The sequence below is a fragment of the Pedobacter lusitanus genome (genome assembly GCF_040026395.1).
Taxonomy (GTDB): Bacteria; Bacteroidota; Bacteroidia; order Sphingobacteriales; family Sphingobacteriaceae; genus Pedobacter; species Pedobacter lusitanus.
Genome location: NZ_CP157278.1, coordinates 3,465,966 through 3,482,513, shown reverse-complemented (window position 1 = coordinate 3,482,513; position 16,548 = coordinate 3,465,966). Strand labels below are relative to the sequence as shown.

The following is a 16,548-nucleotide window of genomic DNA, read 5'->3' as shown; positions in this document are numbered from 1 at the left end:
AGGGTAATTGAATACCTGGGGTATGTTTATGACACTTCAATGGGAAACAAAATCGCCAGATCTTCTGTAAGATTGCAAAACGGGCGACTTTTACATGAAAAGCCGCCCGTTTTGGATTAATAGCTGTACTTATTGAATACTTAAAGTGTAGCCATATCAATAACAAACCTGTAACGGACATCTCCTTTAAGCATTCTTTCATAAGATGCTGTGATATCCCTGATGTCGATTAATTCAATGTCAGAAACAATATTATGTTCTGCACAGAAATCAAGCATTTCCTGAGTTTCTGCTATACCACCAATGCCTGAACCAGCTACACTTTTACGACCGCCTAATAGAGAAAATGGTTGAATTGCATAGGGCTGAGATGGTACACCAACACAAATATGAGTGCCGTTGGTTCTCAGTAAGGAAATGTACATGTCCATGTCGTGCTCTGCAGATACAGTATCCAGAATAAAGTCAAAAGAGCCTTTTACAGCGTCTAATTGTGCAGGATCTGATGTAACTACAAAATGATGAGCTCCTAAAGCTTTGGCAGCCTCTTCTTTTGCAGGGGAAGTACTTAATACAGTTACTTCTGCTCCGAAAGCCACACCAAATTTAACGCCCATATGGCCAAGGCCACCTAAACCTAATACAGCAAGTTTATGACCTTTGCCAACTTTCCAGTGACGCAGAGGTGAGTATGTTGTTATACCAGCGCAAAGTAATGGTGCTGTCGCTGCCAGGGATAACTTTTCAGAAATGTGTAATACAAATTCTTCGCGTACGACTATAGTATTAGAGTAACCGCCATAGGTTGGTACTCCTGATCTGTCGTTATTGTTATAGGTTTGCGTGCTGCCTTCCAGACAGTATTGCTCCAGACCGTCTTTGCAGTTCTCGCAAATCTGGCAGGAATCTACCATACAACCAACACCAGCTAATTGTCCTGTGCTGAATTTTTTTACATGATCACCTACTTTAACGATCTTTCCTACTATTTCATGTCCTGGTACCATAGGGAATATGCCCGGAAACCAATCGTTTTTGATCTGGTGAAGATCGGAGTGGCATACACCACAGTATGCTATTTCGATTTGGACGTCATGTGGTCCAACTTCCCTGTGTTCAAAATCCCAGGGAGCTAAATCTGTTTGCGCATCTTGTGCTGCATATCCTTTGGCTTGTATCATGGTTAAGATCTTTATGTTTTATAAGAAACAAATGTATCATCTAAAAGTTAGACCTTAGCTAAGAAATTCAAAGCAATAATTATACTATTCAAAGAATTTTACGAAGTGCCGTAGGTGTAAGTCCGGTGTGCTTTTTGAAAAAATTATTAAAATATGAAGCATAGCCAAAGCCAAGGCTCCCTGCTATTTCTGCTACATTCCAGTCTGTATGGGTTAGCAGTGATTTTGCTTCAGCAATTATTCTGTTGTTGATATGCTGAGTGGTTGACAAGCCGGTAACCTCACTTACTGCCGCATTTAAATGATTGACATGTACGGCCAGCTGATCTGCAAAATCACTGGCCTTCTTCAATAGGAGTGAATATTGTTGCGAGTCAACAGGAAACTGTCTTTCCAGGAGATCCAGAAATAATTTTGCAATACGTGAAGATGCTTTTTGCGGAGTAAAATAGGCAATAGCGGGCTGCATTTTAATGGCCTCGTGAATGATAAGATTCAGATGATTACGGATCAGATCGTTTTTATAGATATAGTCACTTTCTTGCTCCAGTTTCATTCTGGTGAAGATGCTATTAATATAATCAGCCTGCTCATCGCTCAGAAAGTAGATAGGATCTCCGCCAACCTTAAATAAATTAGATTCTTCCAGACTATGCACACGTCCGTTTTCCTGGAGGAACTCTTTAGTAAATACACAAAAATGAGCTACGGTAGCTTCATGATTGCCCTCCCACGAATAAGGAACCAGAGGGTTGGTAAAAACAAGTGCTGGTCTGTTAATTTCAATAGCTTTATTGGCATAATACAGTACACTTTTTCCTGCCAGTGTCAGTGTGATCTTGTAAAAGTCACGGCGGTTATAAGAAACCAGACTGCAGTTCGCTGTACAGGTGTCCGCAACCCTGAACTGTGTCCGTTCGGTTTGTATATTTTCCAGATATTGATCGGTAATGCCTGTCTCTCCTGATAAACTCATATGCAAAGTTAAATATTTCAAAGAGAAAATGGTTTGACTTAATTAACGGTCATCAGTCCAGACTTTTAATAATTTTAGCTGCATTTGTATTTTTCGGATCCAGTTTCAGCGACAACAAGTAGTTGATTTTGGCTTGCTTTTTATCCCCTGCTGCCAGATAAGCCTCTCCCAGGCTATCATAAACATCGCTGCTTTCAGGATAGAGTATAGTATTCACTTTGAAAATATCTATAGCTTTTTTATTTTCTTTAATCTTTAAAAATCTATAACCCAGTCTATTGATGTATGGTTGACTTAAGGCAAAGTGTTCTGGGCTATCCGTCTTTGCCTGCTTGTAAGCTGATAGTGCTTTTTCAAACTGACCATCGAGTATGAATTCGAAAGGCACTTTTTCTTCAGCTTTTAGCTGCGGATTTACAAAAGAAATGGAATCAGTACTCATAACTGAAGCTAAATACCTGATGTTATCAGCAGGATTCCGGACAATTTTATTCTGTCTTTCCCAATTGCGCAATACATAGGTATCTGCTGCCACTTTGAATAACTCTTCAGGATCTTCTGCGTTTTTTTGAAGAAAAAGTCTTTCTCCATCAGCATAGATTTTTATTAATTCATATTTTTCAGACCGGTACCGGCCACAATTATTTTCTGTGTCAGCAGCTGTAAGATTTATCTTCTTATACACTGGCATTACATAGCCAGACCAGTTGTAGGTGATTGCCACGGCCCGAATTAATTCATCAATAAGCAATGGCTGATTGCTATTGGTAAGTATAGCCACACCGTAGCCTTTATTTTTATGAGCAATCATTTTACTCGAAAAACCTTCGTTCCATCCGCCATGAAAGAAATACAGATCCTGTTGCTTTTTATCCAGGAAAATTCCCAGACCTTCAAAAGGCTCAATAAAAGGACTGGTCATTTGATCTGCCATTTGCCTGGACAGTACCTTTTCGCTTTGTCCCTTTATGGTTAATTGCAAATCTATAGCAAATTTTGCCAGGTCTGTTGCGGTAGTCCAGAGGCCGGCAGCCGCCATCTCCGGATATGTATGTCTTTTACCCGTGGTTTGCGTCCCGTCTGGTAAATAACCCGTTGCAGCCCATTTTAGTTTGTCCGCAGGCAGGGGCTGACTATAGGTGCTGTTTTTCATTCCGAGGGGTTTTAATACCAGCTCATTCATGATTTGGGGATATGGTTTGCCTTCCAGGTCAATCAGCATTTGCTGTACAATGGTATACCCTCCTCCGGAGTAACGGAAAGTCCCTCCTGGTTCTTTATCTACCCTGATAGCAGGAGAATTTGACGGGGTCTCTCCATTCAGCACTTGTACCAGTGCAGGTACTTTATTCGGAATGGCGTAACCTGCAAAACCACCTACGGTAACTCCGGCGCTATGACTAAGGAGATATTTCAATGAAACCTTCTTTTTGGCTGTAAAGGAATTTTCAGGTACTTTCCAGGATTTAAGATATAAATTTACATTTTCATCAGGATTTAGTTTTCCGCTTTCAACTTCCTTTAGCGCTGCATAAGCACTTACTGGCTTACTGATAGATGCCGCCTGAAAAAGAGTCTGATCAGTAACCGGCTGTTTACTCTCCCGGTCAGTTATTCCATAGCTTTTTGTCCATATAATTTTTGAGTCTTTTATTACGGCTATGGTGAGCCCGGGAACACCGTAATGTTTCATACGTGATTCAATAGTCCATGTTGAATCATCTTCGAAACGCGTGGGAGGAGCTAATGCTGACTCGACTTTTTTTATCTCTGTTTGTGTTTGATGGTCAGTCTGGGCAAACACGTGGTGGCAGCATGTTGAAAAAGACACGAACAAAATAAATGAAAGAGCATATGGTTTCATCTTTTTAGAATTAGAGTTGATTGGAAAGGGGATAGAAATAAATTTAGCTAAATTAATCGTATACTTTGGGATTAAATTAACTGATTGTTGTTCAGTGTGATGCTGATTAATGTTGTTATATTGTGTATAACTAAATTAGCCTCTGTTATCATGAAAAAAATTATTTCAATTGTTTGTTGTGGCCTGCTCCTTTGTTACTTTTCCACCGTTTTCATTGCTGGTATTGTCTTCGCCAAACAGTAATGGTTCTTACCCAAGATGGTCCAGTGTGGATGTTATATTTTATTTTGATGATAATACGCTCCCGGTCGGTGTGAAATATGAGTTTAAGGTAGTTCAGCCTAATGGATTGGTTAATTATTATCTACCAAAGGCATCACATAAAATAGCCGTTTCACTGGATGCCGCCGGATCTTATGAAGTTTATGGCAGGATGGTCGGTAGTGCAGGTACAACGAGTGTGTGGGAATCAATAACACTGTTGTCATCTAATTAATTTGTTTGATAAAATCTCTTTATGAAATTTGCCGGGAGGAAAGTTTCATAAAGAGATTTTATATCAGTTAATTGTTGATCAGATGCGGGACGAAGCAAGACTTATTGCCAGTTATCAAGCTGTTGTCTTCCCTGATACCTATACCAGCAGGCTGCTGACCTATAACCCACGAACCGATAACCGGGATTTTATTTTCCTGTCCTGGAATATCAAATGTTTGCTGACAGATGAAACCTTCTTTACCATAAATCCCTTTGGTCTCTTCTAATACCTGTCCGTTTTTTACAATACTGATGTTTGCTCCTTCTCTGGAATAGATAGGTTTTTTGACATAATCTTTTAAAGAGTTTTCTTCCTCAAAATAGCATTCCAGAATGTAAGGACAGTTTGGATACAATTTCCATAAAATGGGTAATAACGCTTTGTTGGAGAGGAGCATTTTCCAGGCCGGTTCTATCCAGTATACTTCCGGATTTAGTAAGAGCTGATCAAAGAAAGGCTCATTAACCATCCATTCCCAGGGATACAGCTTAAAGATGTTTTTGATTTCCTGATCCTCCAGATCTACGAACTCACATTCCTCCTGATTCCATCCGATATCATCAATAAAAATAAGCTTTGTTGGTATTCCGGCTTGTATAGCACAATCTCTCATATACTCTGCTGTGGTTAAGTCTTCCAGAGATTGTTTAACACAGGTAAAGTGCAGTATGCCCTCATGGAGATAAGGCTTTAAATATTTCCAGTAGTCAATCAGGCGTTCGTGAACGGAGTTAAACTGATCTTTATGTGAAGCGAAATCCTGTAACCAGAACCACTGTACAATCCCGGCTTCAAATAAAGAAGTAGGAGTATCTGCATTAAATTCAAATAGTTTTAAACTGCTTCCGTCAAAACCAAAATCAAATCTTCCATAAATGGCGGGAACGTCATCATTCCAACTTTTTTCTATGATTGCTATTGCTTTCTCCGGGATCGCAAACTTAGAATAGAGCTTATGATCTATGATATATTGTACGGCTTCAAGGCACATACCCCAAAGTTCGGCTGTTGCGCTTTCAATTTTCGTTATTTCGGCCAGTGAAAATTCATAATATGCACTTTCATCCCAGTAAGGGACATCGGCAGTATGAAATCCGAATCCGAGCTTCTCTACCAGGCTCTGCCAGTTATTTCTGGGTATAATGGTGTGTCTCTGCATCAGGATGAAACGGAAAATGAATGCGAACCCCCAAAACCTCCTCTTACAGCTGCCCCTTTCATGGCCGATCTGCCAATATTTGAACGCTCAGAAAGTGATGAAGAATAATAGCCTGAGTGGTGATATCTGCCTCCATAATACATGCCATAGGGTCTGAAGGCATAATACCATAGAAAAGGTGAGATATGCGGACCCTGGGTATGCGTATAATTTGCAGTAGTATCAGAACGCATATATACTTCATTAGAATCCCAGTCCGGTTTAGGTTTATTGCAGGAAGCCAGAGCTCCTGTAATGAGTACCAGGGTTACAACCTTTGATTTCTTCATGTTAATTTACTGTAATAAAGATCTGATAGTTTTTTCTGACCTTTATAGTAGTATCCTGGCCAGAGCTGTTTTCTCCCTGTTCATCAGAGACCCCCAGTGATGGTATGGTGTCCAGCCGGATTACTCTTTTAGCTTCCTGATTTTTAACCCAGAATATATTCTCAGTTTTCATTACATCAAGTGAATCAGTTAAGTGTGTTATGTGCACTTTAGTTTCTACAGAACCATTTTTGTCTACCTCTTTAACTTTATCGTCATTTTTCTCTTTACATGATATAAACGACAAAACCAGAATAGCGAGTGCTAATTTTTTCATGGATTGAATTTGATCAGTTATTGCCGGAAAGATAAGAAATCTAAAATATCAATACAGCATAAAGGGGGAGCTTTCTGATTCAGAAAACTCCCCCTTTATTATTTATTTAAAGATATTTGTTGTTGACTGAGATTAACAATCAAGACATCTCCATTCTACTATACCTTCTCCAGATCCGAAACGCTGCATTGTATATTTCTCCAGATCAATTAAGAATCCAATTCCATGTTCATTGGCATTAATTGTACAGCATCCGTCACAATCATCATCATTACAGTTATCATACACTTTTGCATCAATTTGTTTACTTCCCTGTCTGATTCTAAGTGTTTTTAGTTTGTACTTTCCTGCATCTTTTGAGTGAATGGAAATGATGTCATGTGATTTTACCCAGCTTAAAGTCTGTTTGCCATCCAGAAATGCAAACTGACCAGCCCATTTACAACCATTGAAATCCTCACATTCAGGACTGCCTGGAAGTGGAAAAGATTCATAATTGGTAAGATTCGCTTTGCGCCACACCTCTGCTGCAGCATCGACATTTTTTGCTGAAACATCCTGCGACCCAGGATTTTGGACTTCAACTTCTTTTTTACATGAGGCAAGAATCATCGTGCCTGCTAAAACGAAAAGAGCCGTTTTAGACTTTAACAGATTGAAAATTGTTAAATTTTTCATAGGGTTTGGTTAGATTGTTGTATATCAGACATTTGATACACTATTTTAAATGTAATTATTTTATTGGTTAAAATAAAAGATTTAAAAAATATATTATTTAATAATAAATTGAGTTATTATTTTGTGTATTTGATATATATGCGGACTGATTTCTTTATTATTTTATAAATATGATAATATTGAAAAATATTTTTTAGCCTGAGATCGGCTTGTCCCGGGAGGGAATTGGGGTGCAATTTGAAAATCAGCCGAGACGGTCAATTTTATGCTGAATTTCCTCTTTTTCAGTCAGTGTTTTAGCCAGCTTATAAGCGGTCTGAAAATTGCATTTTGCTTTTTGGTTATCTATATTTTTGTAAAGTTCACCCAGAAGGATAAAGTAAAAATGATTATTCACCAATTTTAACTTCTCGGCTTCTGCTAAAGCTTCCTGTTGTCCGTTTGCCTTGTATAACGCAAAAGTTCTGTTTAACGCTACACTTGGCGAGTAATTAATGAGCAGCAACTCGTTGTATAACTGCAAGATGTCTTCCCACTTTTCCTGTGTATCTTCTTTGAAGCAGTGCCAGTAAGCAATTTTTGCCTCTAAGTGATAAGAACTGATTTCGTTGCCCTGTACCGAATTATTTAAGAAATGTATACCCTGATTGATTAAATCATTATCCCATAATTCTTCATTTTGCTGTTCATAAAGAACCATTGTATTTTCACCGGATTGCCTCGCATTGAACCTGGAAGCATGAAAACACATCAGTGCAATTAAGGCATTTGTCTTTGGCAGGTTGGTTTTTTCATATGCTGCAAGCAACAAACCCAGACGTAAGGCTTCCAGACACAGGTCTTTTCTTAAAATCTGATTTTGAGTTTTAGAATAATATCCTTCACTAAAGAGCAGATAAATTATATGTAATACATTATCCAGCCGGTTGACTATTTCGTTTTTGGCTGGTAATTCCATCTGGACCTTCTCGGTACGTAATTTTTCTTTAGCTCTGAATAATCTTTTATTGATAGTTTCTTTATTGGATAAAAATGCTTCTGCTATCTCTTCAATACCAAAACCGCAGAGAATACGGAGCGCTAATCCAATCTGAGCTTCACTGGCAATCACAGGTGTACAAATGGCGAAAAGCATTTGTATCTGACTATCCCGGATATTTTGCGCAGAAAAGTTTAGTTCTGGAATTTCATTGTCTTTTTCTTGTCTCAGACCTAATTCGGGCAGGACCTTTTCTTCAAAAATTTTATTCCTTCTGAAATATTGAAGTGTTTTCTGTTTAGCCACTACATAAAGCCATGCTGTTGGATTTTTTGGAATACCCTTTACTTTCCAGGATTCGGTTGCCAGCAAAAATGTTTCACTGACAATGTCCTCTGCAAGTTCAATATGCTCCAAACCAAAAAGCTTACTGATAACAGCAACCATTTTAGAGAACTCCTGTTGGAACAGGTATTTTAAAGAGTCATTTGGTTTTTCCATAATTAATAGCAAAACCTGCTTTTTCAATGAGGCAGGTTTTGCATAAGCGGTCTGATCAATGTTTATATAAATACAGGGCGGATTTCAACACTACCACCAGCATCCAGAGCCGGACAGCCGTGAGCTAGTGTTGTGGCTTCGTCGAGATTATCTGCTTTAACAACGATAAAGCTACCTAATCGTTCTCTGATTTCAACAAAAGGACCATCTGTAATTATTCCGCCGGCTCTGAGTACTTTGCCTTCCTGAGTTAGCCGCTGTGGTCCGTTACTGACAAGTTTTCCCTGTGCTGCTATACCACCTACCCAGTCCTGCCATTTTTTGGTGAGTATCTGCATTTCCTGCTGCGGAAGGGTATCATAGTTGTAACTTGGTTGTCTGAACAATAACATGAAATCTTTCATTTTCTTCTTTTTTAGAGTTGCTGAATATATGAATTACCAGATTTTCTCTGGAATAAAATTTTATTTTGTGTGGCCGGCCGGCTGATAAGATCCTCCCTTAATATTAAAGGCGATATTAAGACGGTTGTAACTGTTAATTGTGGTCACTGCCAGTGTCAGATCAATTAATTCCTGCTCAGTGAATTGTTTTATTGCTTCGTCGTAAACCTCATCAGGTACATAGCTGTCTGTGATTTTTGTTACTGCTTCTGCCCAGGCAAGTGCTGCACATTCACGCTCTGTGTAAAGTGGAGCTTCACGCCATGCACTTAAAACGTATAGACGCTGTTCATTTTCACCTCTTGCACGCAGATCTTTTGAATGCATATCAAGACAATATGCGCAGCCATTGATTTGTGATACCCTGAAATAAATTAATTCCAGTAATGATTGCTCAACTGGTGATTTTGACAGATAAATTCCTAAGCCATATACTGCTCTCATAGCGCCCTGGCCTTTTTCGTGAAGATTGATTCTTTGTCCCATTTTATTTTTAATTAATAATGATTTATACCTCAATAATGATTGAGATTTTAGAAACTGGACATCTTTTGAAAAAAAAATATTTTATGCTTGTTTTTTATTCCCTGTCTCTTTGATATTGGTCTTGTGGATTACATTATATTTGATAACTGCATCAGTAAATTTTTATGAAGAAAGCCTTTATTTCCCTTATTATCCTCTTTTTGATTCATTTGAATACCTATGCTCAGGAATGTAACTGTGCAGAAGAATTTCAATACATAAAAGGGAAAATTGAAAAAAATTATTCTGGTTTCAGAGATAAAGTAAATCCGGCAACTAAAATTGCTTATCAGAAATACTCGGGACAGATCCTGGAGAGATCAAAAAAGATAAACTCGGCACCTTATTGTATTAACCTCATTAATGAATGGATTGGCTTTTTTAAAGATGGTCATATCGAAGTTGGACGTAACCGGCTATCACCAGAAAAGCATGCTGCTGATCAGAAAAGACTGGTTCAGCAAATAGAGAAAGTAGTGATTAGCGACGCTGATTTGAGCAGATTGAAAAACTCTAAATCCATCGAAGGAATTTACTGGGATAAGGATTCTATCTATAAAGTTGCTGTAATCAATAATAGGAATAATGAACGGGATTATGCAGGAGTAATTTTGAAATCAGCCAATAAGACCTGGCAACCTGGTGCTGTAATTTTGGAGTTGAAGACGAGAAAAGACGGCCTGGCTGGTATTGCTTATGACAAATATTATACACCTGAATCTGTTTCTCTTAAAATTGGCGAAAATGCATTGGGAGAATGGCAGAGAGAGGGGGCAACACAGATGAAAAGAGAAAAAATTCTGAATGATGATGTGTCCTGTAAGGTACTTTCTCCTCAAACCTTCTATATACAGATCGGAACATTTAACCAGAGAAATGCTAAAAGTATTGACTCCCTGCTTCAGGCAAACAGTGTACTTTTGAAAAAAACACCTAACCTGATTCTGGATCTGAGAAATAATGGTGGTGGGGCAGATTTTTCTTATCGTGGTCTTATTCCTTATTTCTATACAAACCCTATTAAAACAGTCGGGCCTGATATCTTATCTTCGGATGATAATATTGCAGGATGGGCAGGTTTATTAAAGATGAATAATATTCCGGAAGATCAGAAAGTCTTTATCAGAGAGAAAATTGCTGCAATGGAACAGCATAAAAATGAGTTTATTGACCTGGGAGAAGATAAAGACCTTGTATTGGACAGTGTCAGTGTATTTCCCAAAAAGATTGTTGTATTGATTAATAAAGGTTGTGGCTCAACTACTGAGCAGTTTCTTCTGGCGGCAAAACAGAGTAAAAAAGTAACTATTATGGGGCAGAACTCTGCCGGAGTACTTGATTATGCCAATGTCAGGGATATTCCTTTTAGCTGTATGCCATATGCGCTTCATTACGCCACAAGTCGTAGCAGAAGAGTAGAAATGGGACAGGGAATAGATAATATTGGGATTACACCTGATCGTGTGTTAACTGCTGTACAAAACTGGGTTATAGCCGCACAGCGGTTTTTAGAGCAAAAATAAGCGCTCTAAATCGTAAATCCTTTACCAAAGACATCATGTACATCATGGATCACAACAAAAGCATCAGGATCTGTTTCATGTACCATAGTTTTTAATTCTATAAGTTCTGGTTTGCTGATCACTACATAAATAACTTCTTTTCGGTCTTTTGTATAAGCACCATGACCATGTAGTACGGTAGCTCCTCTTACCAGACCCATCGTTATTTTCTCTGCAATAATCACTGATTGAGAAGAGATGATAGTGACTGCTTTTTTGGTATTGAATCCTTCAACGATGAAATCTACAACTCTAGCGCCTATATAAACAGCGACAAGTGTATACATGGTCTTTTCCGGTCCTATAATAAAGGTTGATAGTCCGATAACGACAATATCAACGATCAGCATGGCAGTTCCCAGTTTCCATCCCCATAGTTTTTGAAAAAGTCTGGCAATAATTGCTGAGCCGCCTGTTGTCCCACCGGATAGAAAAACCAATCCTATTCCTCCGCCAACGAATAAGCCGGCAAATATAGCTGCCAGAAGAGGATCAGACGTTAAAGGAGGGTGTGTGTTTTCTGTCAGAAATAGAAACAGAGAAGAGAAAAAAATACCAAACAGGGTATATACAATTGTACGTTTGTCAAGCAGCTTGTATCCTATAGTCATTAAAATAGCATTCAGAATCAGATTTAGAATGCCGGGTGACCAGTTGAAATAATAAAAGGCCACAATGGTCAGTCCGATTACACCACCTTCAGACAGCTTGTTGGGAATAGCAAAGTAGTTAATCCCTGCGGCAAAAATCAGGGTCCCTAAAATTATCAGTGCGATATTTTTTGCGTGTTCTTTTGTTGCCGGCATTGCCATGGTATTGTTTTAGATAATTGTAGATAAACAGGAAAGAGCGATCATTAAAAAAGGCTTTTAACGATATTTATTCTGCAAATATCTAAAACAATTCCGGTTTTTTAAGCAACTAATTCCATCCTCCCCCTAATGAGCGATACAGATCTACCATTGCACTTAACTGTTGACGTTGTATGTCCATGAGGCTCAATTCACTCTGCAAAACATTACTTTGTGCAGTAATTACCTCCAGATAATTAGCCATGCCGTTTTTAAACAGCATATCTGCATTTTTGATGGCCTGATTAAGAGTTTTTACCCTTATTTCCTGCAGTTCGTGCTGTTTCTTTAATTGCTCAAGCTTCACCAGCGCATCGGTGACTTCTGTAACGGCATTGATAACGGAACGCTTAAATTCTATAACAGACTTATCTTTTTCTATTCTGGCCAGTTCCAGCTGTGTCTTTAACTGACGACGTTGAAATAAAGGCTGTGTTAAACCCCCTGCAACAGTTCCGAATAGTGAGCCTGGAATATTAAACCAGTTACTGGCTTTAAAAGCATTAATCCCTCCGCTTGCAGTAATATTCAGAGAAGGGTACATATTTGCCTGTGCTTCTCCTACCTTTGCATTGGCAGCCATAACATTTAGTTCTGCAGCTTTGACATCAGGTCTGATCGATAAGATGTCGGCAGGAATACCTGTTGTCAGGTGTTCGGCTACAGCAAAAGCACTCAGACTTACTTTGCGCTCTATTTTTGAAGGTAAAGCGCCAGCCAGTGTTCTTAATGCATTTTCCTGAATAGCAATCTGCTGTTCTAACTGTGGAACAAGTAATGCTGCAGAGAGCTGCTGTGCTTCAGCCTGCTGAACGGCAAGGATGTTTACCTGCCCGGCATCTTTTTGCAAGCGGATAACGATCAAAGTGCTGTCATTGAGTCTGACATTGTGTTTGGCTATTTCCAGTTGGGCATCCAGCATCAGCAGATTAAAAAAGCCCTGTGCAACATTAGCTACTACCTGGGTTTGAACTGCCCTGGCAGCAGCGCCAGTTTGCAGATAGGTATGTAATGCAGCCTCTTTTTGTCTTCCGATTTTCCCCCAGATGTCTGCCTCCCAGGATAAACCTAAACTTGCATTGTAATCTTCTATATGTTTCGATCCTGCAAACATAGCAGTACTCATTCCGTTCAAACTGTTGTCTGAGGGTCTGTTGCTGGATGCATTTACCTGCAGATTAAGATCCGGGAATAAACTGGAATTTGCCTGTTTCAGACTTTGCCGGGCACTCTCTATATTTTTAATAGCAAATTGCAAATCAAAGTTATGTGATACGGCACTATCAATTAATTGCTTTAAGGTCGGCTCTGTGAAGAAATCCTTATACGCAATATTAGCAATACTCGGACCCGCAGTTACTGCTGCTACGGTCCGGGTATTGAATTGTTCAGGCAGGGAAGTTTGGGGTCTGACGTAATTTTTCCCAACCTTACAAGCTGATAATACCAATGGTATGGATATGAGGTATATATATTGATTCAGTTTCATGTTCTAAATTTCTAAAGGCCCGTTCGATTCTGTTACAGTGCGTTTACCACTGATTTTTTCGTGTAAATACTGAAAGGCGACGTAGAGTACCGGGATGATAAACACACCCAGGATTACACCCAGTACCATTCCGCCTGCTGCACCCGTTCCAATAGAACGGTTACCTATTGCTGATGGGCCAACTGCCCGCATTAATGGAATTAACCCTACAATAAATGCAAGGGAAGTCATGATGATCGGACGTAATCTGAGTTTGGAAGCCTCAATTGCTGAGTCTAATAAGGTCATTCCTGCTTTACGACGCTGTACTGCATATTCAATAATCAGAATCGCATTTTTGGCCAGTAAGCCGATAAGCATCACCATTGCAACCTGTACATAAATGTTATTTTCAAGACCAGCAATATTAACAGCTAATAATACACCCAGAATACCTACGGGAACGGAAAGAATAACTGCAAGGGGTAAAATGTAACTTTCATACTGCGCTGCCAGCAGGAAGTAAACAAATAACAGACATAAACCAAATACTGTTGCTGCCTGTCCGCCAGAAGTTTTTTCTTCCAGAGACATCCCTGTCCATTCATAACTGTATCCTGCAGGCAGGTACTTAGCTGCAACTTCTTCAGTCGCCTGGATGGCATCTCCGGTACTGTAACCTGCTTTAGTCATCGCATTTATACTAATTGCATTGAACAGGTTATATCGCGAAACTGTTTCAGGACCATATACCCTTTTTAACTTAATCAGCGTACTTACCGGAACCATTTGCCCACCGGTGTTTTTAACAAATATTCCATTGATTGCTTCAGGGGTTGCTCTTGCTGCAACATTAGCCTGTACAACAACTCTGTAATATTTTCCAAAGCGGTTAAAGTCTGAAGTCTGTATACTTCCGTAATAGGCTTGCATAACACCCATCAGGTCTTTTATACCCACACCCAATTGCTTGGCTTTAACAGCATCTACTTCCATTTCCAACTGCGGATAGTCTGTGCGGAAAGTCGTAAATGCAGCCTGTATCTCTTTACGCTTCATCAACTCCTGGGTAAAGCCCTGGGCAACTTCACTGAATTTATCAAGCTTTGCACCTGTACGATCCTGTAACACCAGCTCAAGTCCGCTTACATTCCCGAAACCAGGAACTGTAGGCATCGTAAATACAAATACAGTACCTTCCAGTATCGTTGACAATTTCTGATTCATTATACCAATGATCTGATTGATATCTTTTACTTCACCCCTTTTATCCAGATCTTTTAGTTTCACAAAACCAACACCGAATGATGGACTGGTTGCATTACTCAGCATATCAAAGCCAGAAATACTGGTGATGTTTTCAGTCGATGGCATTGTTTTGATAATACTGTCAGCCTTTTTTAATGCTTTCCCTGTCCGGTCTAAAGAAGAACCGGCTGGCATAGCCATAGAGAAGACGGCAAAGCTTCCATCCTCATCAGGAATAAATCCTTTTGGGGTAGTACGCAGCATCCAGAAAGTCAGGAGCATCAGCAAAGCCAAAGCGCCAAAACTTGCCCATTTAAAGCGGATCAGTACTTTAATACTTTTAATATATCTATCTGTCATTGCTGAAAAACCAGTATTAAATGCAGTGAAAAATCTGTCACTGAATCCGGTTTTTTTATTTGGATCGGTATGACTGTTTTTCAAAAACAGCGCACATAACGCAGGGCTAAGGGTTAATGCATTTACAGCTGAGATCACAATAGCGATAGCAAGGGTAAAAGCAAATTGTCTGTAAAATACTCCGGTAGGTCCCTCCATGAATCCTACAGGTAAGAATACCGCAGCCATTACCAGTGTAATTGAAATTACTGCACCGGTAATATCGTGCATAGCAGATAATGTTGCCGGACGGGCAGCAAGATGTTCATGTTCCATTTTTGAATGGACTGCCTCGACCACAACGATCGCATCATCGACTACAATCCCGATTGCCAGGACAAGAGCAAACAAGGTTAACAGGTTAATAGAGAATCCGAATAACTGCATGAAAAAGAATGTTCCTACAATTGCTACGGGTACTGCAATAGCCGGAATCAGCGTAGACCGGAGATCCTGAAGGAAAATAAATACAACAATAAAGACCAGTATAAAGGCTTCAATCAGGGTATGTATTACCTGTGATATGGATTGATCCAACTGTACTTTTGTGCTATAAGGAGTATCATATCCCAGCCCCTTAGGAAAGGTTTTTGATAGCTTTTTCATGGCTATATTAATATCTTCCTGTACTTTGTTTGCATTGGATCCTGCAGTCTGATAAATTGCCATTCCTGCACCGAATTTACCGTCTACCCAGGTGTCACCGCTATAGGTATAAGAACCGAACTCTACTTTGGCAACATCTTTAACCCGTAATACTGAACCGTCAGCATTGGCACGTATAATCATGTCTTCGAATCCTGAAGGCTGATTGGATTTTCCTTTATATTTCAGTATATACTCAAATGCTTCTTTACTTCCTTCTCCGAATTTCCCCGGAGCAGCTTCTACGTTCTGGTCCTGAATGGCTGTCATGACCTCCTGAGGACTCAACCCATAAGAAGCCATTTGTTCAGGATTCAGCCAGATACGCATCGCATAATCTTTATTTCCAAATACAGTGACATTACCAACTCCCGAGACCCTTTTCAGAACAGGAATGATATTGATTTTTGCATAGTTTTCTACAAATGCAGCGTCATATTTTTTACTGTCATCTGAAATAGACATGAACATGATCATGCTGTTTTGTTGTTTTTGTGTACTCACACCAATCTGAACAACTTCAGCAGGTAACTGGCTTATTGCCTGAGATACCCTGTTTTGTACGTTTACTGCTGCCTGATCGGGATCAGTTCCCAGTTTGAAGTATACCTGGAGACTCAGTGCACCATCATTACTTGACGTAGACTTAATGTAAGTCATATTTTCTACTCCGTTGATTGCATCTTCCAGAGAGGGAGCAACTGTACGTGCTACTGTTTCTGCATTTGCACCCGGATACACTGCAGTAACGAATACACTTGGTGGTGCGATATCTGGAAACTGCGTAACCGGTAGTCTTGTCATACTTAAGAAACCAAGTATTAACAATAAAATGGAGATCACCGTAGCCAGTACGGGTCTTTCTATGAATTTCTTAAACATGGTA

At 39.4% G+C, this 16,548-nt stretch carries 15 protein-coding genes; 2 read left to right on the top strand and 13 right to left on the bottom strand.

Annotated features, from left to right (window positions below; genetic code table 11):
- Positions 1 to 140 precede the first annotated feature (140 nt).
- The 3 genes from PL_RS14925 to PL_RS14915 all read right to left on the bottom strand — a co-directional run bounded on the left by PL_RS14925 (position 141) and on the right by PL_RS14915 (position 4,021).
- Complete coding sequence (locus PL_RS14925; protein ID WP_041882968.1) at positions 141 to 1,181, bottom strand: NAD(P)-dependent alcohol dehydrogenase; 1,041 nt, start codon at positions 1,179 to 1,181, stop codon at positions 141 to 143.
- An 88-nt stretch (positions 1,182 to 1,269) separates the two neighbouring features.
- Positions 1,270 to 2,157, bottom strand: coding sequence for a helix-turn-helix domain-containing protein (locus PL_RS14920; RefSeq protein WP_082035955.1), 888 nt, complete (start codon positions 2,155 to 2,157; stop codon positions 1,270 to 1,272).
- 52 nt (positions 2,158 to 2,209) lie between these two features.
- A complete protein-coding gene (locus tag PL_RS14915) occupies positions 2,210 to 4,021 on the bottom strand; it encodes a serine hydrolase (RefSeq protein WP_082035956.1) in 1,812 nt (603 codons plus the stop codon).
- A 178-nt stretch (positions 4,022 to 4,199) separates the two neighbouring features.
- On the opposite strand from PL_RS14915, the gene PL_RS14910 reads away from it, so the two are divergent.
- Positions 4,200 to 4,517 (top strand): hypothetical protein, encoded by a 318-nt coding sequence (locus PL_RS14910; protein ID WP_152620330.1) that lies wholly within the window; start codon positions 4,200 to 4,202, stop codon positions 4,515 to 4,517.
- A gap of 67 nt (positions 4,518 to 4,584) precedes the next feature.
- Here the strand turns inward: PL_RS14910 and PL_RS14905 are convergent, their stop codons facing one another.
- From PL_RS14905 to PL_RS14875, 7 genes are all read right to left on the bottom strand, one after another.
- On the bottom strand, positions 4,585 to 5,718 hold the full coding sequence (locus PL_RS14905) for a glutathionylspermidine synthase family protein (RefSeq protein ID WP_041882970.1): 1,134 nt from the start codon (positions 5,716 to 5,718) through the stop codon (positions 4,585 to 4,587).
- Positions 5,718 to 6,047, bottom strand: a complete 330-nt coding sequence (locus PL_RS14900; RefSeq protein ID WP_052496371.1) for a hypothetical protein — start codon at positions 6,045 to 6,047, stop codon at positions 5,718 to 5,720. The genes PL_RS14905 and PL_RS14900 overlap by 1 nt, the downstream gene beginning before the upstream one ends.
- 1 nt (position 6,048) lies before the next feature.
- Positions 6,049 to 6,363 (bottom strand): hypothetical protein, encoded by a 315-nt coding sequence (locus tag PL_RS14895; protein ID WP_041882971.1) that lies wholly within the window; start codon positions 6,361 to 6,363, stop codon positions 6,049 to 6,051.
- Between the two features lie 132 nt (positions 6,364 to 6,495).
- Positions 6,496 to 7,041 (bottom strand): hypothetical protein, encoded by a 546-nt coding sequence (locus PL_RS14890; RefSeq protein WP_052496372.1) that lies wholly within the window; start codon positions 7,039 to 7,041, stop codon positions 6,496 to 6,498.
- Between the two features lie 244 nt (positions 7,042 to 7,285).
- Positions 7,286 to 8,521, bottom strand: a complete 1,236-nt coding sequence (locus PL_RS14885) for an RNA polymerase sigma factor (protein ID WP_348619810.1) — start codon at positions 8,519 to 8,521, stop codon at positions 7,286 to 7,288.
- A 62-nt stretch (positions 8,522 to 8,583) separates the two neighbouring features.
- Positions 8,584 to 8,925 carry a YciI family protein gene (locus PL_RS14880; RefSeq protein ID WP_041882972.1) on the bottom strand — a complete coding sequence of 114 codons (342 nt, stop codon included), beginning with the start codon at positions 8,923 to 8,925 and terminating at the stop codon, positions 8,584 to 8,586.
- Between the two features lie 60 nt (positions 8,926 to 8,985).
- Complete coding sequence (locus PL_RS14875) at positions 8,986 to 9,450, bottom strand: carboxymuconolactone decarboxylase family protein (protein WP_041883038.1); 465 nt, start codon at positions 9,448 to 9,450, stop codon at positions 8,986 to 8,988.
- Between the two features lie 164 nt (positions 9,451 to 9,614).
- On the opposite strand from PL_RS14875, the gene PL_RS14870 reads away from it, so the two are divergent.
- Complete coding sequence (locus PL_RS14870) at positions 9,615 to 11,012, top strand: S41 family peptidase (protein ID WP_041882973.1); 1,398 nt, start codon at positions 9,615 to 9,617, stop codon at positions 11,010 to 11,012.
- Positions 11,013 to 11,017: 5 nt separating this feature from the next.
- Here the strand turns inward: PL_RS14870 and PL_RS14865 are convergent, their stop codons facing one another.
- The 3 genes from PL_RS14865 to PL_RS14855 all read right to left on the bottom strand — a co-directional run bounded on the left by PL_RS14865 (position 11,018) and on the right by PL_RS14855 (position 16,544).
- Positions 11,018 to 11,863, bottom strand: a complete 846-nt coding sequence (locus PL_RS14865; protein WP_235324554.1) for a YitT family protein — start codon at positions 11,861 to 11,863, stop codon at positions 11,018 to 11,020.
- A gap of 109 nt (positions 11,864 to 11,972) precedes the next feature.
- Entirely contained in the window at positions 11,973 to 13,391 is a 1,419-nt protein-coding gene (locus PL_RS14860) for an efflux transporter outer membrane subunit (RefSeq protein ID WP_041882974.1), read from the bottom strand.
- Between the two features lie 3 nt (positions 13,392 to 13,394).
- Complete coding sequence (locus PL_RS14855) at positions 13,395 to 16,544, bottom strand: efflux RND transporter permease subunit (protein ID WP_041882976.1); 3,150 nt, start codon at positions 16,542 to 16,544, stop codon at positions 13,395 to 13,397.
- Between the last annotated feature and the right edge of the window lie 4 nt (positions 16,545 to 16,548).